Annotated in this window: 16 protein-coding genes; 12 read left to right on the top strand and 4 right to left on the bottom strand. The window is 57.5% G+C overall.

Annotation, left to right across the window (positions count from 1 at the left end; translation table 11 throughout):
• The first annotated feature begins 60 nt into the window (after positions 1-60).
• On the top strand, positions 61-1,164 hold the full coding sequence (adrA, locus tag BMW97_RS09395) for a diguanylate cyclase AdrA (protein ID WP_045909806.1): 1,104 nt from the start codon (positions 61-63) through the stop codon (positions 1,162-1,164).
• A gap of 16 nt (positions 1,165-1,180) precedes the next feature.
• Here the strand turns inward: adrA and proC are convergent, their stop codons facing one another.
• A complete protein-coding gene (gene proC, locus BMW97_RS09390) occupies positions 1,181-1,990 on the bottom strand; it encodes a pyrroline-5-carboxylate reductase (protein ID WP_032656527.1) in 810 nt (269 codons plus the stop codon).
• A gap of 97 nt (positions 1,991-2,087) precedes the next feature.
• On the opposite strand from proC, the gene BMW97_RS09385 reads away from it, so the two are divergent.
• The 5 genes from BMW97_RS09385 to ppnP all read left to right on the top strand — a co-directional run bounded on the left by BMW97_RS09385 (position 2,088) and on the right by ppnP (position 4,727).
• Entirely contained in the window at positions 2,088-2,546 is a 459-nt protein-coding gene (locus tag BMW97_RS09385) for a YaiI/YqxD family protein (protein ID WP_010428006.1), read from the top strand.
• 144 nt (positions 2,547-2,690) lie between these two features.
• Positions 2,691-3,215 carry a shikimate kinase AroL gene (gene aroL, locus BMW97_RS09380; RefSeq protein WP_045909805.1) on the top strand — a complete coding sequence of 175 codons (525 nt, stop codon included), beginning with the start codon at positions 2,691-2,693 and terminating at the stop codon, positions 3,213-3,215.
• Between the two features lie 44 nt (positions 3,216-3,259).
• Positions 3,260-3,451, top strand: a complete 192-nt coding sequence (yaiA, locus tag BMW97_RS09375) for a protein YaiA (RefSeq protein ID WP_023334675.1) — start codon at positions 3,260-3,262, stop codon at positions 3,449-3,451.
• Between the two features lie 239 nt (positions 3,452-3,690).
• Positions 3,691-4,368: an AroM family protein gene (locus tag BMW97_RS09370; protein WP_045909804.1), complete on the top strand. Its 678-nt coding sequence runs from the start codon at positions 3,691-3,693 to the stop codon at positions 4,366-4,368.
• Between the two features lie 71 nt (positions 4,369-4,439).
• A complete protein-coding gene (ppnP, locus tag BMW97_RS09365; protein ID WP_008503270.1) occupies positions 4,440-4,727 on the top strand; it encodes a pyrimidine/purine nucleoside phosphorylase in 288 nt (95 codons plus the stop codon).
• Between the two features lie 48 nt (positions 4,728-4,775).
• Here ppnP and rdgC read toward each other — a convergent pair whose 3' ends face one another.
• Positions 4,776-5,690 carry a recombination-associated protein RdgC gene (rdgC, locus tag BMW97_RS09360; protein WP_023310540.1) on the bottom strand — a complete coding sequence of 305 codons (915 nt, stop codon included), beginning with the start codon at positions 5,688-5,690 and terminating at the stop codon, positions 4,776-4,778.
• 123 nt (positions 5,691-5,813) lie between these two features.
• Here rdgC and mak point away from each other — a divergent pair, with 123 nt between their 5' ends.
• Positions 5,814-6,719 (top strand): fructokinase, encoded by a 906-nt coding sequence (gene mak / locus BMW97_RS09355; protein WP_090392658.1) that lies wholly within the window; start codon positions 5,814-5,816, stop codon positions 6,717-6,719.
• A gap of 97 nt (positions 6,720-6,816) precedes the next feature.
• Here mak and sbcC read toward each other — a convergent pair whose 3' ends face one another.
• Together sbcC and sbcD are read right to left on the bottom strand one after the other, a co-directional pair.
• On the bottom strand, positions 6,817-9,948 hold the full coding sequence (sbcC, locus tag BMW97_RS09350) for an exonuclease subunit SbcC (protein ID WP_045909802.1): 3,132 nt from the start codon (positions 9,946-9,948) through the stop codon (positions 6,817-6,819).
• Positions 9,945-11,150: an exonuclease subunit SbcD gene (gene sbcD, locus BMW97_RS09345; RefSeq protein WP_045909801.1), complete on the bottom strand. Its 1,206-nt coding sequence runs from the start codon at positions 11,148-11,150 to the stop codon at positions 9,945-9,947. The genes sbcC and sbcD overlap by 4 nt, the downstream gene beginning before the upstream one ends.
• A gap of 187 nt (positions 11,151-11,337) precedes the next feature.
• Here sbcD and phoB point away from each other — a divergent pair, with 187 nt between their 5' ends.
• From phoB to malZ, 5 genes are all read left to right on the top strand, one after another.
• Positions 11,338-12,027, top strand: coding sequence for a phosphate response regulator transcription factor PhoB (gene phoB / locus BMW97_RS09340; RefSeq protein WP_045909800.1), 690 nt, complete (start codon positions 11,338-11,340; stop codon positions 12,025-12,027).
• A gap of 21 nt (positions 12,028-12,048) precedes the next feature.
• Complete coding sequence (gene phoR / locus BMW97_RS09335; protein WP_045909799.1) at positions 12,049-13,344, top strand: phosphate regulon sensor histidine kinase PhoR; 1,296 nt, start codon at positions 12,049-12,051, stop codon at positions 13,342-13,344.
• A 409-nt stretch (positions 13,345-13,753) separates the two neighbouring features.
• Positions 13,754-15,073, top strand: coding sequence for a branched-chain amino acid transporter carrier protein BrnQ (gene brnQ / locus BMW97_RS09330; protein WP_045909798.1), 1,320 nt, complete (start codon positions 13,754-13,756; stop codon positions 15,071-15,073).
• Between the two features lie 81 nt (positions 15,074-15,154).
• On the top strand, positions 15,155-16,528 hold the full coding sequence (gene proY / locus BMW97_RS09325; RefSeq protein ID WP_008503261.1) for a proline-specific permease ProY: 1,374 nt from the start codon (positions 15,155-15,157) through the stop codon (positions 16,526-16,528).
• A 162-nt stretch (positions 16,529-16,690) separates the two neighbouring features.
• A complete protein-coding gene (gene malZ, locus BMW97_RS09320; protein WP_090392656.1) occupies positions 16,691-18,508 on the top strand; it encodes a maltodextrin glucosidase in 1,818 nt (605 codons plus the stop codon).
• Positions 18,509-18,587: the final 79 nt, after the last annotated feature.

Genomic DNA, 18,587 nt, shown 5'->3' with positions numbered 1-18,587 from the left:
TACTTTCCCCGCAGACCCCCTCTCTATAATTTGGGAAAATGTTTCAGAATATTCCCAAAAATGATGAATGATGAAACGTATTACAACAAAAAGCGCATTCGGGAAGAGTGGAATTTAACCCTTTCTCAGGATGACCCTCACCGCGCCGGCATTCAGTTTGCCCGGCGGGTTCGGCTGGCGCGCGCCGTGGGGCTGGCAGCGATGTTTTTCCCGGTTGCAGGAATGCTGGTCACCCATTTTTTACCCGGCGGCTGGTGGCTTTTACTGGTCGGTTGGGCGTTCGTCTGGCCCCATTTCGCCTGGCAGTTATCCTGCCGGGCCGCGTCACCTCATCAGCAGGAAGTATTCAATCTTAAGATCGATGCCATCATTGCCGGGCTCTGGATCGGCGTGATGGGGATGAGCGCGTTACCCACGGCGGCGCTGGTGATGATGGTAGGGATGAACATGATGGGCTCCGGGGGCTGTCGTCTGTTTATTCCGGGGATCCTGTTGACCCTGCTCTCCGCGCTGGTGACGCTGCCGCTTGTCGGCCGCGTGGCCGTCTTTAACCCCGACCCGGTGGAGTGGGGCTTAACGCTGCCGGTGCTGGTGCTTTATCCCATGCTGTTTGCCTGGCTCAGCCACCGCACCGCCGTCAGGCTTGCTGAGCACAAGCAGCGGCTGGAAATGATGAGCACACGCGACGGCATGACAGGGGTCTTTAATCGACGCCACTGGGAAATGCTGCTGCGAAATGAATTTGAGCATTGCCGCCGTGACCACTGCACCGCCACGATTTTGCTGATTGATATCGACCACTTTAAAAATATCAACGATACCTGGGGGCACGCCGTGGGGGATGAGGCGATCATTGCCATCACGCGCCAGCTCCAGATGTCGGTGCGGTCAGGTGATGCCATCGGCCGGTTTGGCGGGGATGAGTTTGCGGTGATTATGTCGCAGACCGCGGCGGAAAGCGCGATCGCCGTGATGTCCCGGGTGCATGAGCGGCTGGAAACGCTGTCGCTACCGTGCGCGCCAAAAGAGGCGCTGCGCATCAGCGTAGGCGTTGCCCCCTGGGGACCGCAATTTGGACATTATCGGGAATGGCTAAAGGCGGCTGACGTGGCGCTGTACAGAGCGAAAAATGCCGGGCGCAGCCGTACCGAAGTGGCCGCCTGACGCCCGACTGAAACGATCAGGATTTACTCAGCTTCTCTGATTTTTCCATGCATTTTGTCATGGCCTCAATGACGGCCGAGCGGAATCCGCGCTCTTCCAGCACCCGCACTGCTTCGATGGTGGTACCGCCAGGGGAGCACACCATATCTTTCAGCTCACCCGGGTGTTTGCCGGTCTCCAGCACCATTTTGGCTGAGCCCATGACGGCCTGCGCGGCGAACTTATACGCCTGGGCGCGCGGCATTCCGCCAAGCACGGCGGCATCGGCCATCGCTTCTAAAAACATGAAGACATACGCAGGCGCAGAACCACTGACGCCGACTACCGGATGGATCATCGATTCGGCAATCACTTCTGCTTCACCGAAGCAGCGGAAAATGTTCAGTACATCCGCCACGTCTTCTGAGGTCACCAGGGCGTTAGGCGTGACGGAGGTCATGCCGGCGTTGACCAGTGAAGGGGTGTTTGGCATCGCACGGACGATTTTGCGGTCGTGGCCCAGCGCGCGCGCCAGCTGATCGAGCGTGACGCCCGCGGCAATCGACACCACCAGCGTCTCTTTATTCAGGCTGGAGGTGATGTCGCTCAGCACTTTGATCATGATGTTCGGCTTGACGGCGCCAAAGACGATATCGGCGACCTGGGCCACTTCCTGCGCGCTTTCGGCGGCGTTGATCCCGTACTGATCGCGCAACGCGGCGACCTTGTCCGGTGACGGGGTATAGACCCAAATCTGACCCGGCAACACCTGCCCGCTGGCGATCAGACCGCCCAGGATGGCTTTGCCCATGTTACCGCAGCCGATAAACCCGATTTTCTTGTCCATCACGATTCTCCGTCATTATGCGTTGTTTTCTCTGATTGATAGCTTAACAACGAAATGCAGGCGACAATAGTCGGCAGAGTTATTATGGGGAGACAATATGGCGATTTGGGTTGATGCGGACGCGTGTCCGAATGTGATTAAAGAGATTTTATTTCGTGCCGCCGAGCGCGTTCAGATGCCGCTGACGCTGGTGGCGAACCAGAATATTCGCGTACCGCCTTCGCGCTTCATCCGCTCTTTACGCGTGCCGGCCGGGTTTGACGTAGCGGATAACGAAATTGTCCGCCTGTGCAGCGCGGAGGATCTGGTGATCACGGCGGATATTCCGTTGGCTGCCGAAGTGCTGGAGAAAGGGGCGGCGGCGCTCAATCCGCGCGGAGAGCGATACTCGCCGTCGACCATTCGCGAGAAGCTCACTATGCGCGATTTTATGGATACGATGCGGGCCAGCGGCGTGCAGACCGGTGGGCCGGATAGCCTGTCACAGCGCGATCGCCAGCAGTTTGCTGCCGAACTGGATAAATGGCTGCTGGAAGTGAAGCGCCGTACAGCGTAATGATAATTATTGTCAATTTGTGGTACAGTGTGGCCTCCACAGGGTTGTCATCCCGTACCGCTTTGCAGTAAAGTAATCGCAACATCTTCTGCAATTATTTCTTTACACTCTTCAGCCATCCGGCATCAAGGGGAACACCTGGCTATGACCCAACCCATCTTTTTAGTTGGCCCCCGCGGCTGTGGGAAAACCACCGTTGGCCTGGAGCTGGCACGCGTGTGTCATCGCCAGTTTGTGGATACCGACCACTGGCTGCAAACCGAGGCTGGAAAAACCATCGCTGAGATTGTTGAACAAGAGGGATGGGAAAGCTTTCGCGCGCGCGAAACGGCCACGCTGAAAGCGGTCACCACCCCGTCTGCGGTGATTGCGACCGGGGGTGGCATTGTTCTGGCGGAGTGTAATCGTCAGTTTATGCGCGAAAAAGGGATTGTGATTTACCTCAGTGCGCCGGTGTCGGCCCTGGTTGGGCGTCTGGAAGCCTTTCCGGAAGAGGGGCAACGCCCTGCGCTAACCTCCAGGCCGCTGAACGAAGAGGTGAGTGAAGTGCTGGCGGAACGCGATGCGTTATACCGCGAAGCGGCTCACCACGTGGTGGATGCGTCAGCCTCTCCCGAAGACGTTGTGATTCAGATTATTACCGCCCTGCGTTTGGCTTGTGCCAGCTAAGCGGCGTCTATACTTATAGCTCAGACATAAAAAAAGGATGAGCTATGCCAACCAGACCTCCCTATCCGCGTGAAGCGCGCATTGTTACCGTTGAAAAAGGCCATACGGGTCATACCGTGACCTGGTATCAACTGCGTGCCGATCACCCAAAACCGGACTCGCTGATCAGTGAACACGAGACTGAACAGGAAGCGCTGGATGCGAAACGGCGCTACGAAGATCCCGACATAACCTGAATGTTTTCCTAAACGCTCCAGGATCGTGCCTGAATCACACTTTTTACTCATCGTGAAAGTTAAGCAGGAGTTAATATTTAGTTATTACAAGTAACTCTGGTATCGGCAGGCGATCTTTACATTTCGATGTCGGGATCACCTGCTACGCTTGGTGCTGTTTTGTTGAAAAAATGAACTGTGCAGCGTAGTGAGCCTGTACCTGTGTGTGCACGATGTTGGAGTAATGGAAGGCGATAAAGATGAAGGCAACGTTGGCGATCCTCACCATTGGTGTGGTCCCTGTAAGCGAAGTGTTACCGCTCTTAACCGAGCATGTATCTGAACAACAGATAACGCATCTGAGCCTGCTGGGGAAGATGAGTCGGGAAGAGGTCATGGAGGACTACGCTGTCGAGGCGGGGGAGGATCCCCTGGCGACGTTATTAAGTGACGGTAAACTGGCGCATGTTTCACGCCAGAAAATCGAGCGCTCGCTGCAGGGCGTAATAGAAGTGCTCGATAATCAAGGTTATGACGTTATTTTGCTGATGAGCACGGCCCCCATTAAGGGGCTCATGGCGCGCAATGCGATTCTGCTGGAACCGATGCGCATCATTCCGCCGCTGGTGGCCTCCATCGTGGATGGTCATCAGGTGGGGGTGATTGTCCCCATTGAGGAGCTCATGGATAACCAGGAGGCAAAATGGCACGTGCTGGAAAAAGTGCCCTTGTACGCGCTGGCCAATCCGTTCTGGGACAGTGAGGCCAAACTCATTGCTGCCGGGAAGGAACTGCTGGAAAGAGGGGCCGATGTCCTGATTCTGGACTGCCTGGGTTTCCACCAGCATCATCGTGATTTGCTGCAAAAAGCGCTGGATGTGCCGGTGCTGTTATCCAACGTTCTGATGGCTCGCCTGGCCTCGGAACTGCTCATGTAATGATTTTGCGTGACAGGTGATGAGCATGGCCCCTATAGTGAATTTTTATCTAAAAATATAAGGGCCAGTTCATGCTTCAGAGTAACGAATACTTTTCCGGTAAAGTGAAATCCATTGGTTTTACCAGCAGCAGCACTGGCCGCGCCAGCGTTGGCGTAATGGCGGAAGGGGAATACACCTTTGGCACGGCGGAAGCGGAAGAGATGACGGTGGTCAGCGGCGCGCTGAACGTCCTGCTGCCGGGTGAAACGGAATGGAAAGTTTACGCTGCCGGGCAAGTTTTCAACGTCCCTGGCCACAGCGAATTTCATTTGCAGGTGGCTGAGCCTACCTCTTATCTGTGCCGCTACCTGAAATAAAAAATTAGCCGGGTGGCGCTAACGCTTACCCGGCCTACGTTTTACCCGTTATCTCTGCGCTTCGCCGCCGAGACCTTCCACCAGATTCTGAATCAACGCGGCCAGCTCGCCGGTCATCAGGATGAAGTCCGCGTCAAAACGCTGGGCGTAATCTTCCCGGTCGATATCTTCGTTCTGATCGCGCAGCTCGTCGCAGAACTTAAGACGCTTCACGGAGCCATCGTCGCACATCACGAACTGGATGCGCTGCTGCCAGTCGAGCGCCAGCTTGGTGACCACTTTACCCGCTTCAATGTGTACGGCGATCTCGTCGCTGACCAGATCCTGCTTCTTCGCGCGGATCACGCCGCCATCTTCCAGCAGGGCTTTCAGCTCGGCTTCATCAAGGATCTGGAAACCCTGTGCCGCAGCACCGCTGCGTACCCATTCGGTCAGCGTTAACTCAATTGGTGTTTCCAGCGCCAGCGGAACGACCGGTAACGAGCCGATGCTTTTGCGCAGCAGGGCCAGCGTATCTTCTGCTTTCTTGGCGCTGGCGCAGTCCACCATGATCAGCCCGTTAACGGTGTCGATCCACATCATGGTCTGGCTGAAGCGGCTGAAGGCGCGCGGCAGCAGAGAGTGCAGCACTTCGTCTTTCAGCGAATCTTTTTCGGTCTTTTTCAGCTTGCGGCCCTGCTCGGCTTCCAGCTTGAAAATTTTCGCCTCGAGCGCCTGCTTAACCACCGGCGTGGGCAGAATCTTCTCTTCTTTACGGGCGCAGACGATGATTTGACCCGTGCTGCTGGCGTGGGTCAATGCATCGCTTTGTGAACCCATTGGCGGAACCCAACCGGTTTTTGCCATATCCTGGCTACCGCAAGGGGAAAAGGTATAAGCGGCTAACTGTTTTTCCATCTCTTCTGCACGCAGCGAAACGTCGCGGCTGAGACGGTAAACCATCAAATTTTTGAACCACAGCATGATAATTTCCACGGCCTTGTCGTTAAATCAGCGGGCATGATAACGAATTGTCGCATCGCTTGCATTGCTAATCGGGATGCGTGCTTCTACTCTGTTGATAATCAAAATAATGAGGAGAGTCTTGTGCGTATTGGCATTGATTTGGGCGGCACCAAAACAGAAGTTATCGCACTGAGCGAGCAGGGGGAACAGCTGTTCCGCCACCGTCTGCCTACGCCGCGCGATGATTATCACCAGACGATCGAGACCATTGCCAGGCTGGTTGAGATGGCCGAGCAGGCCACAGGACAAACCGGCAGCGTCGGGATGGGGATCCCGGGGTCGATCTCGCCGTATACCGGCGTGGTTAAAAATGCTAACTCCACCTGGCTCAACGGTCAGCCGTTTGATAAAGATTTAAGCGCGCGCCTGAACCGGGAAGTGCGTCTGGCCAACGATGCCAACTGCCTCGCCGTCTCTGAGGCCATCGACGGTGCGGCGGCCGGTGCCCAGACCGTGTTTGCGGTGATCATCGGTACCGGCTGCGGTGCGGGCGTGGCGTTAGGCGGGCGTGCCCATATCGGCGGTAATGGCACGGCGGGCGAGTGGGGACACAACCCGCTGCCGTGGATGGATGAAGACGAACTCAAATACCGCACTGAAGTCCCATGCTACTGCGGAAAACAGGGCTGTATTGAGACGTTTATCTCCGGTACCGGTTTTGCGATCGACTACCATCGCCTGAGCGGCCAGCCGCTCAAGGGTAACGAGATCATGCGTCTGGTCGAAGCGCAGGACCCGGTGGCGGAGCTGGCGCTTAGCCGCTACGAAATGCGGCTGGCGAAATCGCTGGCCCACGTGGTGAATATTCTCGATCCTGACGTGATAGTGCTCGGCGGCGGCATGAGCAACGTCGATCGGCTGTACGCCACGGTGCCGAACCTGGTGAAGCAGTGGGTCTTCGGCGGCGAGTGTGAAACCCCGATCCGCAAAGCGCTGCACGGGGACTCCAGCGGCGTGCGCGGCGCAGCGTGGCTGTGGCCCGAATAAACGCAAAACGGCAACTTGCGTTGCCGTTTTTAATGTTTGTACCCTCTCCCTGTGGGAGAGGGCCAGGGTGAGGGCATCAGACCGCACGATCCCCCATTCATTCCACCGCAAATACCTTATCCAGCTTGCTATACCCCAGCCCGTTAATCTTCTTCACTTTGATCTGCACCGGAATACGCTCTTTCATCGCCTCTACGTGGCTGATCACGCCGATGGTTTTCCCGGTGGCGTTCAGCGCGTCGAGCGCATCCAGCGCCGTATCCAGCGTCTCACTGTCGAGCGTCCCGAACCCTTCATCCAGGAACAGCGAATCGATCCGCGTTTTATGACTCACCAGATCGGAAAGCGCCAGCGCCAGCGCCAGGCTGACCAGGAAGCTCTCGCCGCCGGAGAGGGTACGGGTATCGCGGACCGCATCCGCCTGCCACGTATCCACCACTTCCAGCTCCAGCGCGTCGCTGGCCTTACGCTGCAATAAATAACGCCCGTGCAGACGGTTAAGCTGCTGGTTAGCAAGCCAGACAAGATTGTCCAGCGTCAGCCCCTGGGCGAACTTACGGAACTTGTCGCCGGTGCTTGAGCCGATCAGCGCGTTCAGGTACCCCCAGTCATCCGCCTGGCGCGCGGCCTCTTCAATTTGCTGCATCAACGCCAGCTGGTGCTGCCGGTTATCGCTGTCCTGCTTAAGCTGCTGGCGGATCTCGCCCTGATGCGTGGTGTTCTCGCGCAGCTGTTGCGCCAGCTGCTGCAGCTGGCTTTGCAGCGTGGGTACATCGGCGTTGAGCCCTTGCGGCCTCTGCGCCAGATGAGACTGTAGCTGTTGGTTCGCTTGCCCGCACAGCGCCGCGGCCTGCTGTATCTGGTTTTCCAGCGACTGCTTTCGCTGTTCGAGATGGCGAATGGCATCGTCATCCAGCAGGGCGGCAAGAAACGCGTCCTGGTCGGCAAAGCAGCTCGCCGAGAGCGCCGTGGTGAACTGCGTCTGCGACTGCTGCAGGCGCTCTCGCTCCAGCGCTTCCTGCTGCTGTTGCGCGGTCAGCTGGCTTTGCAGCGACACGCACTCGTCGTGGATGGCGCGCCAGTTATCAGGGATAACCGGTTCGGCGTCTTCGCTGTTCGTTGCCGGAAGCGCGTCGAGCAGTGGCTTCAGGGCGTTTATACGTTCCTGAAGCACGCCGTGCTGCGTTTGTTTCTCCTGCCACTGCGCGAATTCAGCTTCACGGGCCTGAAGCCAGGCGGCTTCCTGACCCTCTTCAGGTGCGTTAAGTGAGAGCGCGAGCAGGGCATGCTCCAGCGCCTGCCGCGTGGCCGCCAGCTGCTGCTGATACTGCCGCTCCTGCGTTTCCTGTTCGCTCAGCTGGTTCTGCAGGGTGAGACGCTGACTGAGCTGATAAAGCTGGCGCTCATAATGTTCCTGTTCGTTCAGCCATGGCGCGATATCGTCCTGAATATTCAAGGTAATGTTCAGTGACGTGCAGGCTGCCACCCACTCTTTAGTGAGCGCTTGCTCTTCCTGAGAAAGCGTCTGCGCGTCGTCTGTCTCGCGCTGGATCTGCTGAGTCAGGGCATTGACCTGTCCCAGCACCAGCAGGCCTTCCTCTTTAAGGGCGGCGACCTCTTTTTCCAGGGCATCACGGCGGCGCTGGTTATCCGTCAGCTCAAGCGACTGATATTGCTCAATGGCCGGATGTTCGCAGGAACCGCACAGCGGACAGGGTTTGCCCGCCTCAAGCTGGGAACGGTAATGCTCCAGCTTCTTAATTGTTGCTTCGGTTTCGCACAGGGCTTTTAGATCGAGATAGTGCTGGTTTTTCTCTTTGTACTGCTGGCGGCGCAGCGTCAGCGTTTCATTAAGCTTACTTTGTTCGGCCTGCGCCTTCTGCACGCTTTCACTGCTCTGGCGCAGGCGCTTTTGCAGCGGCTGATAGCGGGCATGCAGCGACGTCAGCTGCTGGCGCAGCGTGCGTAACCGGGACTGCTGCTCCATGGCCGCGCTGACCTCATCCGCCGTCAGCGTCAGCGCATTTTCCGGCATCGCAGCCAGCCTGTTGCGTAATTCACCTATCCGCGCAGCAAGCGAGGCTAACTGCGTTTTATCGCGGTTAAGCTGCGAGAACTGGGCACGCCAGCCTGCAATCTCCTGGCCTAACAGACGATAGCGCTCGTGCTCCGCCAGCCACTGCGCCAGCGCCGACAGTTCGGCCTGTCGCTGCTCGTGGTCACGCAGGGCGGTATTGCGGATACGTGAACGCAGCGCGGTTCTGGCCTGTAAGCGAGTATTTACTTCGATAATTCGCTGCTGGGTTTGCGTCAGGCGCGCGGTTTGCTCCTGCTGATGATCCCAAAGCGGCCGAAGCTGGGCGGCGGGGAGAGCAAGCTGCAGTTTTGCCAGTTCAGGCGCAGCGTCCGTCAGCGCCTGTTGCGCCTGCTGCTGCATCGCGGTGACGCGCTGTTGCTCGCGCACGAGCTCATCATGGCGCGTAAGCCACTGAAAATCTTTCTGTTGGTTTTGCTGCTGTTCCAGCAGGGTTTTCTCTTCGTCAGTAAGTGCCTGCAAACTTTGCTGTAACTGCTGCTGTTGTTCTTCGCTCAACAGCACGACGCCCGCCGCCTGTGCCTCACACTTTTCAAGCACGCTGCGGGCGGCTTTGTGTTTCTCAAATACCATGGCGGAAATCTGACCGTAGATTTCGGTGCCGGTCAGCTCTTCCAGCAGCTCGGCGCGATCGCTTGGTTTGGCGTTGAGAAAGGCAGCAAACTGCCCCTGAGAAAGCAGCATGGAGCGGGTAAAGCGCCCGTAGTCCAGCCCGGTGAGCGCGGCAGTTTGCTCCAGCTTATCCGTCACTTTGTCGGCCAGGATTTTGCCATCTTCGCAGCGCGCCAGCTCCACGCGCGGCGCCTGCAGGTTCCCGTCCGGCTGGTTGCGCGCGCGGTTCTGGCTCCAGAAGGCGCGATAGGCGGTGCCTTTTACCTCGAACTCCACTTCCGCCAGGCACTCGGCGGTGTCGCGCGTCATCAGGTCGTTTTGCGCCTGGGAGATCTTCTGCAGTCGCGGCGTTTCGTGATAAAGCGCCAGACAGATGGCGTCGAGCAGGGTGGTTTTACCTGCCCCGGTCGCGCCGGTGATGGCAAACAGCCCGTTGCTGGCAAACGGCTCAGCGGTAAAATCAATTTTCCACTCGCCCTTGAGGGAGTTAAGATTTTTCAGTCGCAGGCTCAAAATTTTCACGCGTTTTCTTCCTCATCATTGAGCGCATGCAGGGTATGGCTGAACAGTTCACTGAGCCTTGCGCGCTTCGCCTCGTCGATTTCCTCCTGCGAGAGTCTGCGTTCAAACACCTCTTCGACCCCCAGTTCACTGAGCGTTTCGCGTTGAACGCTTAACAGGATTTTTTCGCGCTGCTCGCGGCTGCGGCGCACCAGCAAGACCTCAACCGGCAAATCTTCGGTCAGCGCCTGGATTTTTCGCTGCATATCGTGCAGGTAGTCGTCGGTGGTGATTTCGATGTCCAGCCAGATGGGGGGATCTTGCTCGACGCCGCGCCACTGCTCCAGCTGTGCGGTGATGGCATTGAGATCGCCTTTCAGCACCGCCAGCGGCTGGGTAACGGGCACCTCCAGCGTGTCGACGGCGCTGAGTTTTCCGCCGGAGAAGGTCACCAGATGTACGGATTTGGCTTTGCCCGTTTCGTCAAAGCTGAGCGAAAGGGGGGAGCCGCAGTAGCGGATGTGCTCGCAGCCTCCGACGATCTGCGCCCGGTGAATGTGCCCGAGCGCAATGTAGTCGGCGGGCGGGAAGTGCTGCGCCGGAAAGGCATCCAGCGTGCCGATATAGATGTCACGCACGGCGTCACTTTTACTGGCCCCGACGGTGGTGAGGTGCCCGGTCGCAATCACCGGAATCGACTGGTCACCGCGCAGGGCACAGGCTTCGGCGTGCTGCTGGTGGTAATAGTCGGTGATGGCCTGTAATAAATGTTGCTGCTTTTCCGCGCCCGACAGCCCCGCCTGGCTTTGCACGATGTCGCGCGGACGTAAAAACGGTATCGGACACAGCACCGCTCCCGGCGACCCGTCGCGCTTTTTCAGGATCTGCGGGCCGTGCCCGGCGCTGGCGACGACGGTGGTATTGAGAAACGCCAGGATGTCGCGGGATTCATTCAGCGTTGCGACGGAATCATGGTTGCCGGCGACAATCACCAGATGACAGCCGGTTTGCTGCAGATTCACCACGAAGCGGTTATACAGCTCGCGCGCATAGCTCGGCGGCGAGCCGGTATCAAAGATGTCACCCGCCACAATAATCGCGTCCACCTCGTGCGTCCGGGCCGTTTCCAGCAGCCAGCCCAGGAACGCTTCATGTTCAGCCGCACGGCTTTTGCTGTAAAAATTTTGACCCAGATGCCAGTCCGAGGTGTGAAGTATGCGCATAGCTGATCCGTGGCAAAAAAGAGAAAGCAGGATTATAAACGTTCAGAGAAGGGAAAATAACCGCTGTAATAAAACAACGGTTTGCCCGTTAACGTGGTACTGTTTTTCATAAATCTGTCATAAATCTGACGCATAATGGCGCCGAATTACAAACTTGTAACGTAAATAAGATAAGACAGGGCAAAGTATGGCGAGACGTATTCTGGTCGTAGAAGATGAAGCTCCAATTCGTGAAATGGTGTGCTTCGTGCTCGAACAAAATGGCTTCCAGCCGGTTGAAGCAGAAGATTATGACAGTGCAGTGAACCAGCTGAATGAACCCTGGCCCGATCTGATTCTGCTGGACTGGATGTTGCCCGGCGGCTCCGGACTGCAGTTTATCAAACACCTGAAGCGTGAAGCGCTGACCCGCGATATACCGGTCGTGATGCTCACGGCGCGCGGAGAAGAAGAGGATCGCGTGCGTGGTCTGGAGATCGGCGCGGACGATTACATTACCAAACCGTTCTCTCCCAAAGAGCTGGTGGCCCGCATTAAAGCCGTAATGCGCCGTATTTCGCCGATGGCGGTGGAAGAGGTGATCGAAATGCAGGGGCTGAGCCTTGATCCGACGTCTCACCGCGTGATGACCGGTGAAAATCCCCTCGACATGGGGCCTACCGAATTTAAACTCCTGCACTTCTTTATGACCCACCCGGAGCGCGTTTACAGCCGCGAGCAGTTGCTGAATAACGTCTGGGGAACTAACGTGTATGTCGAAGACCGGACGGTTGACGTACATATCCGCCGCCTGCGAAAAGCACTGGAACTGAGCGGCCACGATCGCATGGTGCAGACGGTCCGCGGCACGGGTTATCGTTTTTCTACCCGTTTCTGAACAATGACAGGAGTGTGACGCGTGCTGGAACGTCTGTCATGGAAAAGGCTCGTCTTTGAACTGATTTTATGCTGTATTCCGGCCTTCATTCTGGGGGCCTTTCTTGGACACCTGCCGTGGTTTCTGCTGGCGTCGGTCACCGGGCTGCTCATCTGGCATTTCTGGAACCTGCTGCGCCTCTCCTGGTGGCTGTGGGTTGACCGAAGCATGACGCCGCCGCCGGGAAGCGGCAGCTGGGAGCCGCTGCTGTACGGTCTGCATCAGATGCAGATGCGTAATAAAAAGCGCCGCCGCGAGCTGGGAAGCCTGATTAAGCGTTTTCGCAGCGGTGCAGAATCGCTGCCGGATGCCGTGATTCTGACGACCGAAGAAGGGACGATCTTCTGGTGTAACGGCCTGGCGCAGCAGCTGCTGGGCCTGCGCTGGCCGGATGACAATGGACAGAATATCCTCAACCTTCTGCGTTATCCCGAGTTCACGCTGTACCTGAAAAAGCGTGATTTCACCCGTCCGCACAATCTCAAGCTCAATAATGGTCGCCATCTGGAGATCCGCGTGATGCCCTACAGCGATAAGCAGTGGCTGATGGTGGCGCGCGATGTCACCCAGATGCACCAACTGGAAGGGGCGCGTCGTAACTTCTTCGCCAACGTCAGCCACGAACTGCGAACCCCGTTGACCGTGCTGCAGGGCTACCTGGAGATGATGCAGGAGCAAACGCTGGAAGGTGCGCCGCGTGAAAAAGCGCTGCACACCATGCGCGAGCAAACGCACCGGATGGAAGGCCTGGTGAAGCAGCTGCTGACGCTCTCGAAGATTGAAGCGGCGCCAACGCTCGCGCTGAATGACACCATTGATGTTCCGATGATGCTGCGGGTCGTGGAGCGTGAAGCGCAGACGTTAAGCCACAAAAAGCATCACCTGACCTTTGACGTCGACAACACGTTGAAGGTGCTGGGCAGTGAAGATGAGCTGCGCAGCGCCATTTCCAACCTGGTGTATAACGCGGTGAATCATACGCCGGAAGGGACGGATATCGTGGTGCGCTGGCACCATACCCCAACGGGGGCCGAGTTTAGCGTGGAGGACAACGGGCCGGGGATCGCGCCGGAGCATATTCCGCGTCTGACCGAGCGCTTCTACCGTGTGGATAAAGCGCGATCGCGCCAGACGGGCGGAAGTGGCCTCGGGCTGGCGATTGTGAAACACGCGGTCAACCACCATGAAAGCCGTCTCGATATTCAGAGTACCCTGGGTAAAGGAACCCGCTTCAGCTTCGTTATCCCGGAACGATTAATTGCCAAAAAGATCGCCTGACGGCGGGCGTGTCATTTTACCTTTCCACGGGTCAGCCATCGCTGGCCCGTTTGCTTTGCAGTCAAGCGAAACGCGGATGAATTTTATACGGCTGGCTGTTTTTTGTTCGCATGATTAGCCATGGGTTTTTCTTATAAACAGCGTATTGTGCTGGTGCGTATTTTCATGCTGGCATATTGTTCTGGTTTTACGATCCCACCTTGCCTTTAAACGTTATAAGCGTTTAAATTGCGCCCCAGATACTGTCAGACCGACTGTATTTGCGTGGTAAATCGAAAAACTATTCTTCTCCACGCCAGGACGGGAGCATTTCCCGCTGAAATTGAGCAAATTTTCGGCTGTATCGTCCCATCAGGGATATCGAAAATCTCAATGTTTTCAACACCACATCCACAGGCAGTAAGGTTTTATGACCCATCACTTAAAATCGCGTGACATCATCGCGCTGGGCTTTATGACATTTGCGCTGTTCGTTGGCGCAGGCAACATCATTTTCCCTCCAATGGTTGGCTTACAGGCGGGTGAACACGTCTGGACCGCCGCGTTTGGTTTCCTGATTACTGCCGTGGGTCTGCCGGTACTAACCGTCATCGCGCTGGCGAAAGTCGGCGGCGGTGTGGATAGCCTCAGCTCCCCGATCGGCAAAGTGGCAGGCGTTCTGCTGGCAACCGTCTGCTATCTGGCCGTGGGGCCGCTGTTTGCCACCCCGCGTACCGCGACCGTTTCCTTCGAAGTGGGGATCGCTCCCCTGACCGGTGACGGCGCGATGCCGCTGTTCATCTACAGCCTGATCTACTTCGCTATCGTGATTCTGGTTTCCCTCTATCCGGGCAAACTGCTGGATACCGTGGGTAACTTCCTGGCTCCGCTGAAAATTGTGGCGCTGATTGTCCTGGCGGTAGCGGCCATCGTCTGGCCCGCCGGCCCGATTAGCGACGCGATGGACGCCTACAAAAACGCCGCGTTTTCTAACGGCTTCGTGAACGGCTACCTGACGATGGATACGCTGGGCGCGATGGTGTTTGGTATCGTTATCGTTAACGCCGCGCGTTCCCGCGGTGTGACCGAAGCGCGTCTGCTGACCCGCTATACCATCTGGGCCGGTCTGATGGCTGGCGTAGGGCTGACGCTGCTGTATCTGGCGCTGTTCCGTCTGGGCTCCGATAGCGCCATGCTGGTCGATCAGAACGCCAACGGTGCGGCTATCCTGCACGCCTACGTTCAGCACACCTTCGGTGGTGCGGGCAGTATGCTGCTGGCGGCGCTCATCTTCCTGGCCTGTCTGGTTACCGCGGTTGGCTTGACCTGCGCCTGTGCTGAGTTCTTTGCGCAGTATCTGCCGCTCTCTTACCGTACCCTGGTGTTTATCCTTGGTATCTTCTCCATGGCGGTGTCCAACCTCGGTCTGAGCCACCTGATTCAGGTCTCTATTCCGGTACTGACGGCGATTTATCCGCCGTGCATCGTGCTGGTGGTGCTGAGCTTCACTCGCCCGTGGTGGAACAACTCCTCACGAATTATTGCGCCAGCCATGTTTATCAGCCTGATTTTTGGTATCCTTGACGGGATTAAAGCATCAGCGTTCGCGGAAGTTCTGCCAGCCTGGACACAGCGTCTGCCGCTGTCCGAGCAGGGTCTGGCCTGGCTGATGCCTACCGTTGTTGCGCTGGTTCTGGCGATTATCTGGGACCGTGCCGCAGGGCGTCAGGTCGCATCGAACGCCCATTAATCAACGGCAACAAACTGTTTAACCACGGGGCTTAAGGCCCCGTGGTTTTTTGTTTTTTTCGTGTTGAATGGCAAGATTTAAATGGAAAGCACTAACAAACTTAAACGTGGATTGAGCACGCGCCACATCCGCTTTATGGCGCTGGGCTCGGCTATCGGCACCGGTCTTTTTTATGGCTCGGCAGATGCCATCAAAATGGCCGGTCCCAGCGTGCTGCTGGCGTACATCATCGGCGGCGTGGCGGCATATATCATCATGCGCGCCCTCGGCGAAATGTCGGTTCACAACCCCTCCGCCAGCTCATTCTCCCGCTACGCGCAGGAAAACCTCGGCCCGCTGGCCGGGTTTATCACCGGCTGGACCTACTGCTTCGAAATACTGATTGTGGCGATTGCCGACGTGACGGCGTTTGGCATCTACATGGGCGTCTGGTTCCCGGCGGTGCCGCACTGGATTTGGGTGCTGAGCGTGGTGCTAATCATTTGCGCCGTCAACCTGATGAGCGTGAAGGTGTTCGGCGAGCTGGAGTTCTGGTTCTCCTTCTTCAAGGTCGCCACCATCATCATCATGATTGTGGCCGGTTTTGGGATTATCATCTGGGGGATTGGCAACGGCGGGCAGCCGACCGGGATCCACAACCTCTGGAGCAACGGTGGCTTCTTCAGCAACGGCTGGCTCGGGATGGTGATGTCGCTGCAGATGGTGATGTTTGCCTACGGCGGTATCGAGATTATCGGTATCACCGCCGGGGAAGCGAAAGACCCGGAGAAATCCATTCCGCGCGCGATCAACTCGGTGCCGATGCGTATTCTGGTGTTTTACGTGGGTACGCTGTTCGTGATCATGTCCATTTACCCGTGGAATCAGGTGGGTACCAACGGTAGCCCGTTTGTCCTGACCTTCCAGCATATGGGCATTGCATTTGCGGCCAGCATTCTCAACTTTGTGGTGCTGACCGCGTCGCTTTCGGCGATCAACAGCGACGTCTTTGGCGTGGGCCGTATGCTGCACGGCATGGCGGAGCAGGGCAGTGCGCCGAAGGTGTTCGCCAAAACCTCACGCCGCGGCACGCCGTGGGTGACCGTCGTGGTGATGACCGTGGCGCTGCTGTTCTCGGTTTACCTGAACTACATCATGCCGGAGAACGTCTTCCTGGTGATTGCGTCCCTGGCAACCTTCGCGACGGTGTGGGTGTGGATCATGATCCTGCTGTCGCAGATTGCCTTCCGCCGTCGCCTGTCACCGGATGAGGCGAAAGCGCTGAAGTTCAAAGTACCGGGCGGCGTTGCGACCACCGTCGTCGGGCTGATTTTCCTGGTGTTTATCATTGGCCTGATTGGCTACCATCCGGACACCCGCATTTCGCTCTACGTGGGCTGCGCGTGGATCGTGCTGCTGCTGGTGGGCTGGGTGTTTAAATGCCGCCGCGACCGTCAGCTGGCGGAAGCGCAGTAACATCCTTTTCCCCTCTCCCCGTGGGAGAGGGTTAGGGTGAGGGCATCAGGCCGCACTGATGCCTCCTCCCCCGTCCTCCTCCCCCAATAAATCCCATCATGGTGAGCTATCCTTAACCACCCTGTGGCAAGGTGACGTCAATTTCATCAAAGGGGATTCGTGATGTTAAACGCCTGGCACCTTCCGGTTGCCCCATTTGTTAAGCAAAACAAAGACAACCTGGTGATTACGCTCTGGCTGGCGGGTGAAAATCAGCCTGAACGCGTGACGCTCCGCGCCGAAATCGATAACGAAGAGACCGGGCTGAAAATGCACAAGCTGCGCAGCCAGCCGCAGCCGGGGATCACCGCCTGGCGTGCGAATATCGACCTGCGTAGCGGACAGCCGCGCCGCCGCTACAGCTTCAAGCTTTTGTGGAACAACCGTCAACTGTGGTTTACCCCGCAGGGGTTTAGCCGTTTCCCGCCCGCACGGCTGGAACAGTTTGCTGTGGATTACCCGGATAACGGCCCGCAGTGGGTTAACGATCAGGTCTTTTACCAGATTTTCCCGGACCGTTTTGCGCGCAGCGAAAAGCGCACTGCCGACCAGGATAAGGTCTACTACCACCATGCCGCGGGCCATGACATTATCCTAAAAGCGTGGGATGAGCCTCTGACCGCGCAGGCGGGCGGATCGACCTTCTACGGGGGCGATCTCGACGGCATCAGCGAAAAGCTGCCGTACCTGAAAAAACTGGGCGTGACGGCGCTCTATCTCAACCCGGTGTTTAAAGCCCCGAGCGTACATAAATACGATACCGAAGATTATCGCCACGTTGACGCGCAGTTTGGCGGTGACGAGGCGCTGCTGCGCCTGCGTAAGAACACCCAAAACGAAGGCATGCGCCTCATTCTGGACGGCGTGTTCAACCACAGCGGAGATTCGCATGCGTGGTTTGATCGGCATAACCAGTCGATGGGCGGGGCATGTCATAACCCGGATTCGCCGCAGTGCGACTGGTATAGCTTTAATGAGGAGGGGCGTGCGCTGGACTGGCTGGGCTACCCGAGCCTGCCGAAGCTGGATTTCCAGTCGCCAACGCTTGTGAACGAGATTTACGGCGGGGAAGACAGCATCGTGCGCCACTGGCTGAAGGCGCCGTGGAATATGGACGGCTGGCGTCTGGACGTAGTGCATATGCTCGGCGAAGCGGGCGGGGCGCGGAATAACCTTCAGCACGTCGCCGGGATTACGCGCTCGGCAAAAGCGGCCCATCCGGAGGCGTTCGTCTTTGGCGAGCACTTTGGCGACGCGCGCCAGTGGTTGCAGAACGATGCGGAAGATGCGGCGATGAACTATCGCGGCTTTACCTTCCCGCTGTGGGGATTCCTCGCCAACACCGATATCTCCTACGATCCGAATCATATCGACGCTGAAACCTGCATGGCTTGGATGGAGAACTACCGCGCCGGTCTGTCGCATCAGCAGCAGCTGCGGATGTTTAACCAGCTCGATAGCCACGACACCGCGCGCTTTAAATCCCTGCTCGGCAAGGATGTCGCGCGTCTGCCGATGGCGGTGACCTGGCTCTTCACCTGGCCGGGCCTACCGTGCATCTACTACGGAGACGAGGTGGGGCTGGACGGCAACAACGATCCGTTCTGTCGCAAAACCTTCCCGTGGGCGCCGGAGAAACAGGACAAGGTGCTGTTCAGCCTGTATCAGCGCCTGGCGAAGTTGCGTAAGCAGAGTCTCGCCCTGCGCTACGGCGGCTGTCAGGTGGTGTACGCCCACGATAACGTGGTGGTGTTTGCTCGCGTCTATAACCAGCAGCGCGTGCTGGTGGCGATCAACCGGGGCGAGGCCTGCGAAGTGGTGCTGGATGATTCACCGCTGCTGAAGGTGGCTGCGTGGAAGAGCAAAGAGGGCAAGGCGACGATACAGGATGGCGTGCTGGCGCTGCCTGCGGTATCCGCGACGATCTGGTTCGGCAGCTAATGCGCTAATGTTTCCACCTTTTAAGATGGCGCAAATGCAACGATTTGTGTCAATCTTAACGGATCGTTTACGGTGAAGG

The sequence above is a fragment of the Enterobacter sp. NFIX58 genome, assembly GCF_900110475.1.
Taxonomy (GTDB): domain Bacteria; phylum Pseudomonadota; class Gammaproteobacteria; order Enterobacterales; family Enterobacteriaceae; genus Enterobacter; species Enterobacter quasiroggenkampii.
This window is presented reverse-complemented; position numbering and strand designations above follow the sequence as displayed.

Coding starts and splice junctions, on each gene's coding strand:
- adrA (WP_045909806.1), top strand. CDS start 61: ATGATGAATGATGAAACGTATTACAACAAAAAGCGCATTCGGGAAGAG.
- rdgC (WP_023310540.1), bottom strand. CDS start 5,690: ATGCTGTGGTTCAAAAATTTGATGGTTTACCGTCTCAGCCGCGACGTT.
- phoB (WP_045909800.1), top strand. CDS start 11,338: ATGGCGAGACGTATTCTGGTCGTAGAAGATGAAGCTCCAATTCGTGAA.
- BMW97_RS09385 (WP_010428006.1), top strand. CDS start 2,088: ATGGCGATTTGGGTTGATGCGGACGCGTGTCCGAATGTGATTAAAGAG.
- brnQ (WP_045909798.1), top strand. CDS start 13,754: ATGACCCATCACTTAAAATCGCGTGACATCATCGCGCTGGGCTTTATG.
- proC (WP_032656527.1), bottom strand. CDS start 1,990: ATGGACAAGAAAATCGGGTTTATCGGCTGCGGTAACATGGGCAAAGCC.
- BMW97_RS09370 (WP_045909804.1), top strand. CDS start 3,691: ATGAAGGCAACGTTGGCGATCCTCACCATTGGTGTGGTCCCTGTAAGC.
- sbcD (WP_045909801.1), bottom strand. CDS start 11,150: ATGCGCATACTTCACACCTCGGACTGGCATCTGGGTCAAAATTTTTAC.
- proY (WP_008503261.1), top strand. CDS start 15,155: ATGGAAAGCACTAACAAACTTAAACGTGGATTGAGCACGCGCCACATC.
- yaiA (WP_023334675.1), top strand. CDS start 3,260: ATGCCAACCAGACCTCCCTATCCGCGTGAAGCGCGCATTGTTACCGTT.
- ppnP (WP_008503270.1), top strand. CDS start 4,440: ATGCTTCAGAGTAACGAATACTTTTCCGGTAAAGTGAAATCCATTGGT.
- aroL (WP_045909805.1), top strand. CDS start 2,691: ATGACCCAACCCATCTTTTTAGTTGGCCCCCGCGGCTGTGGGAAAACC.
- malZ (WP_090392656.1), top strand. CDS start 16,691: ATGTTAAACGCCTGGCACCTTCCGGTTGCCCCATTTGTTAAGCAAAAC.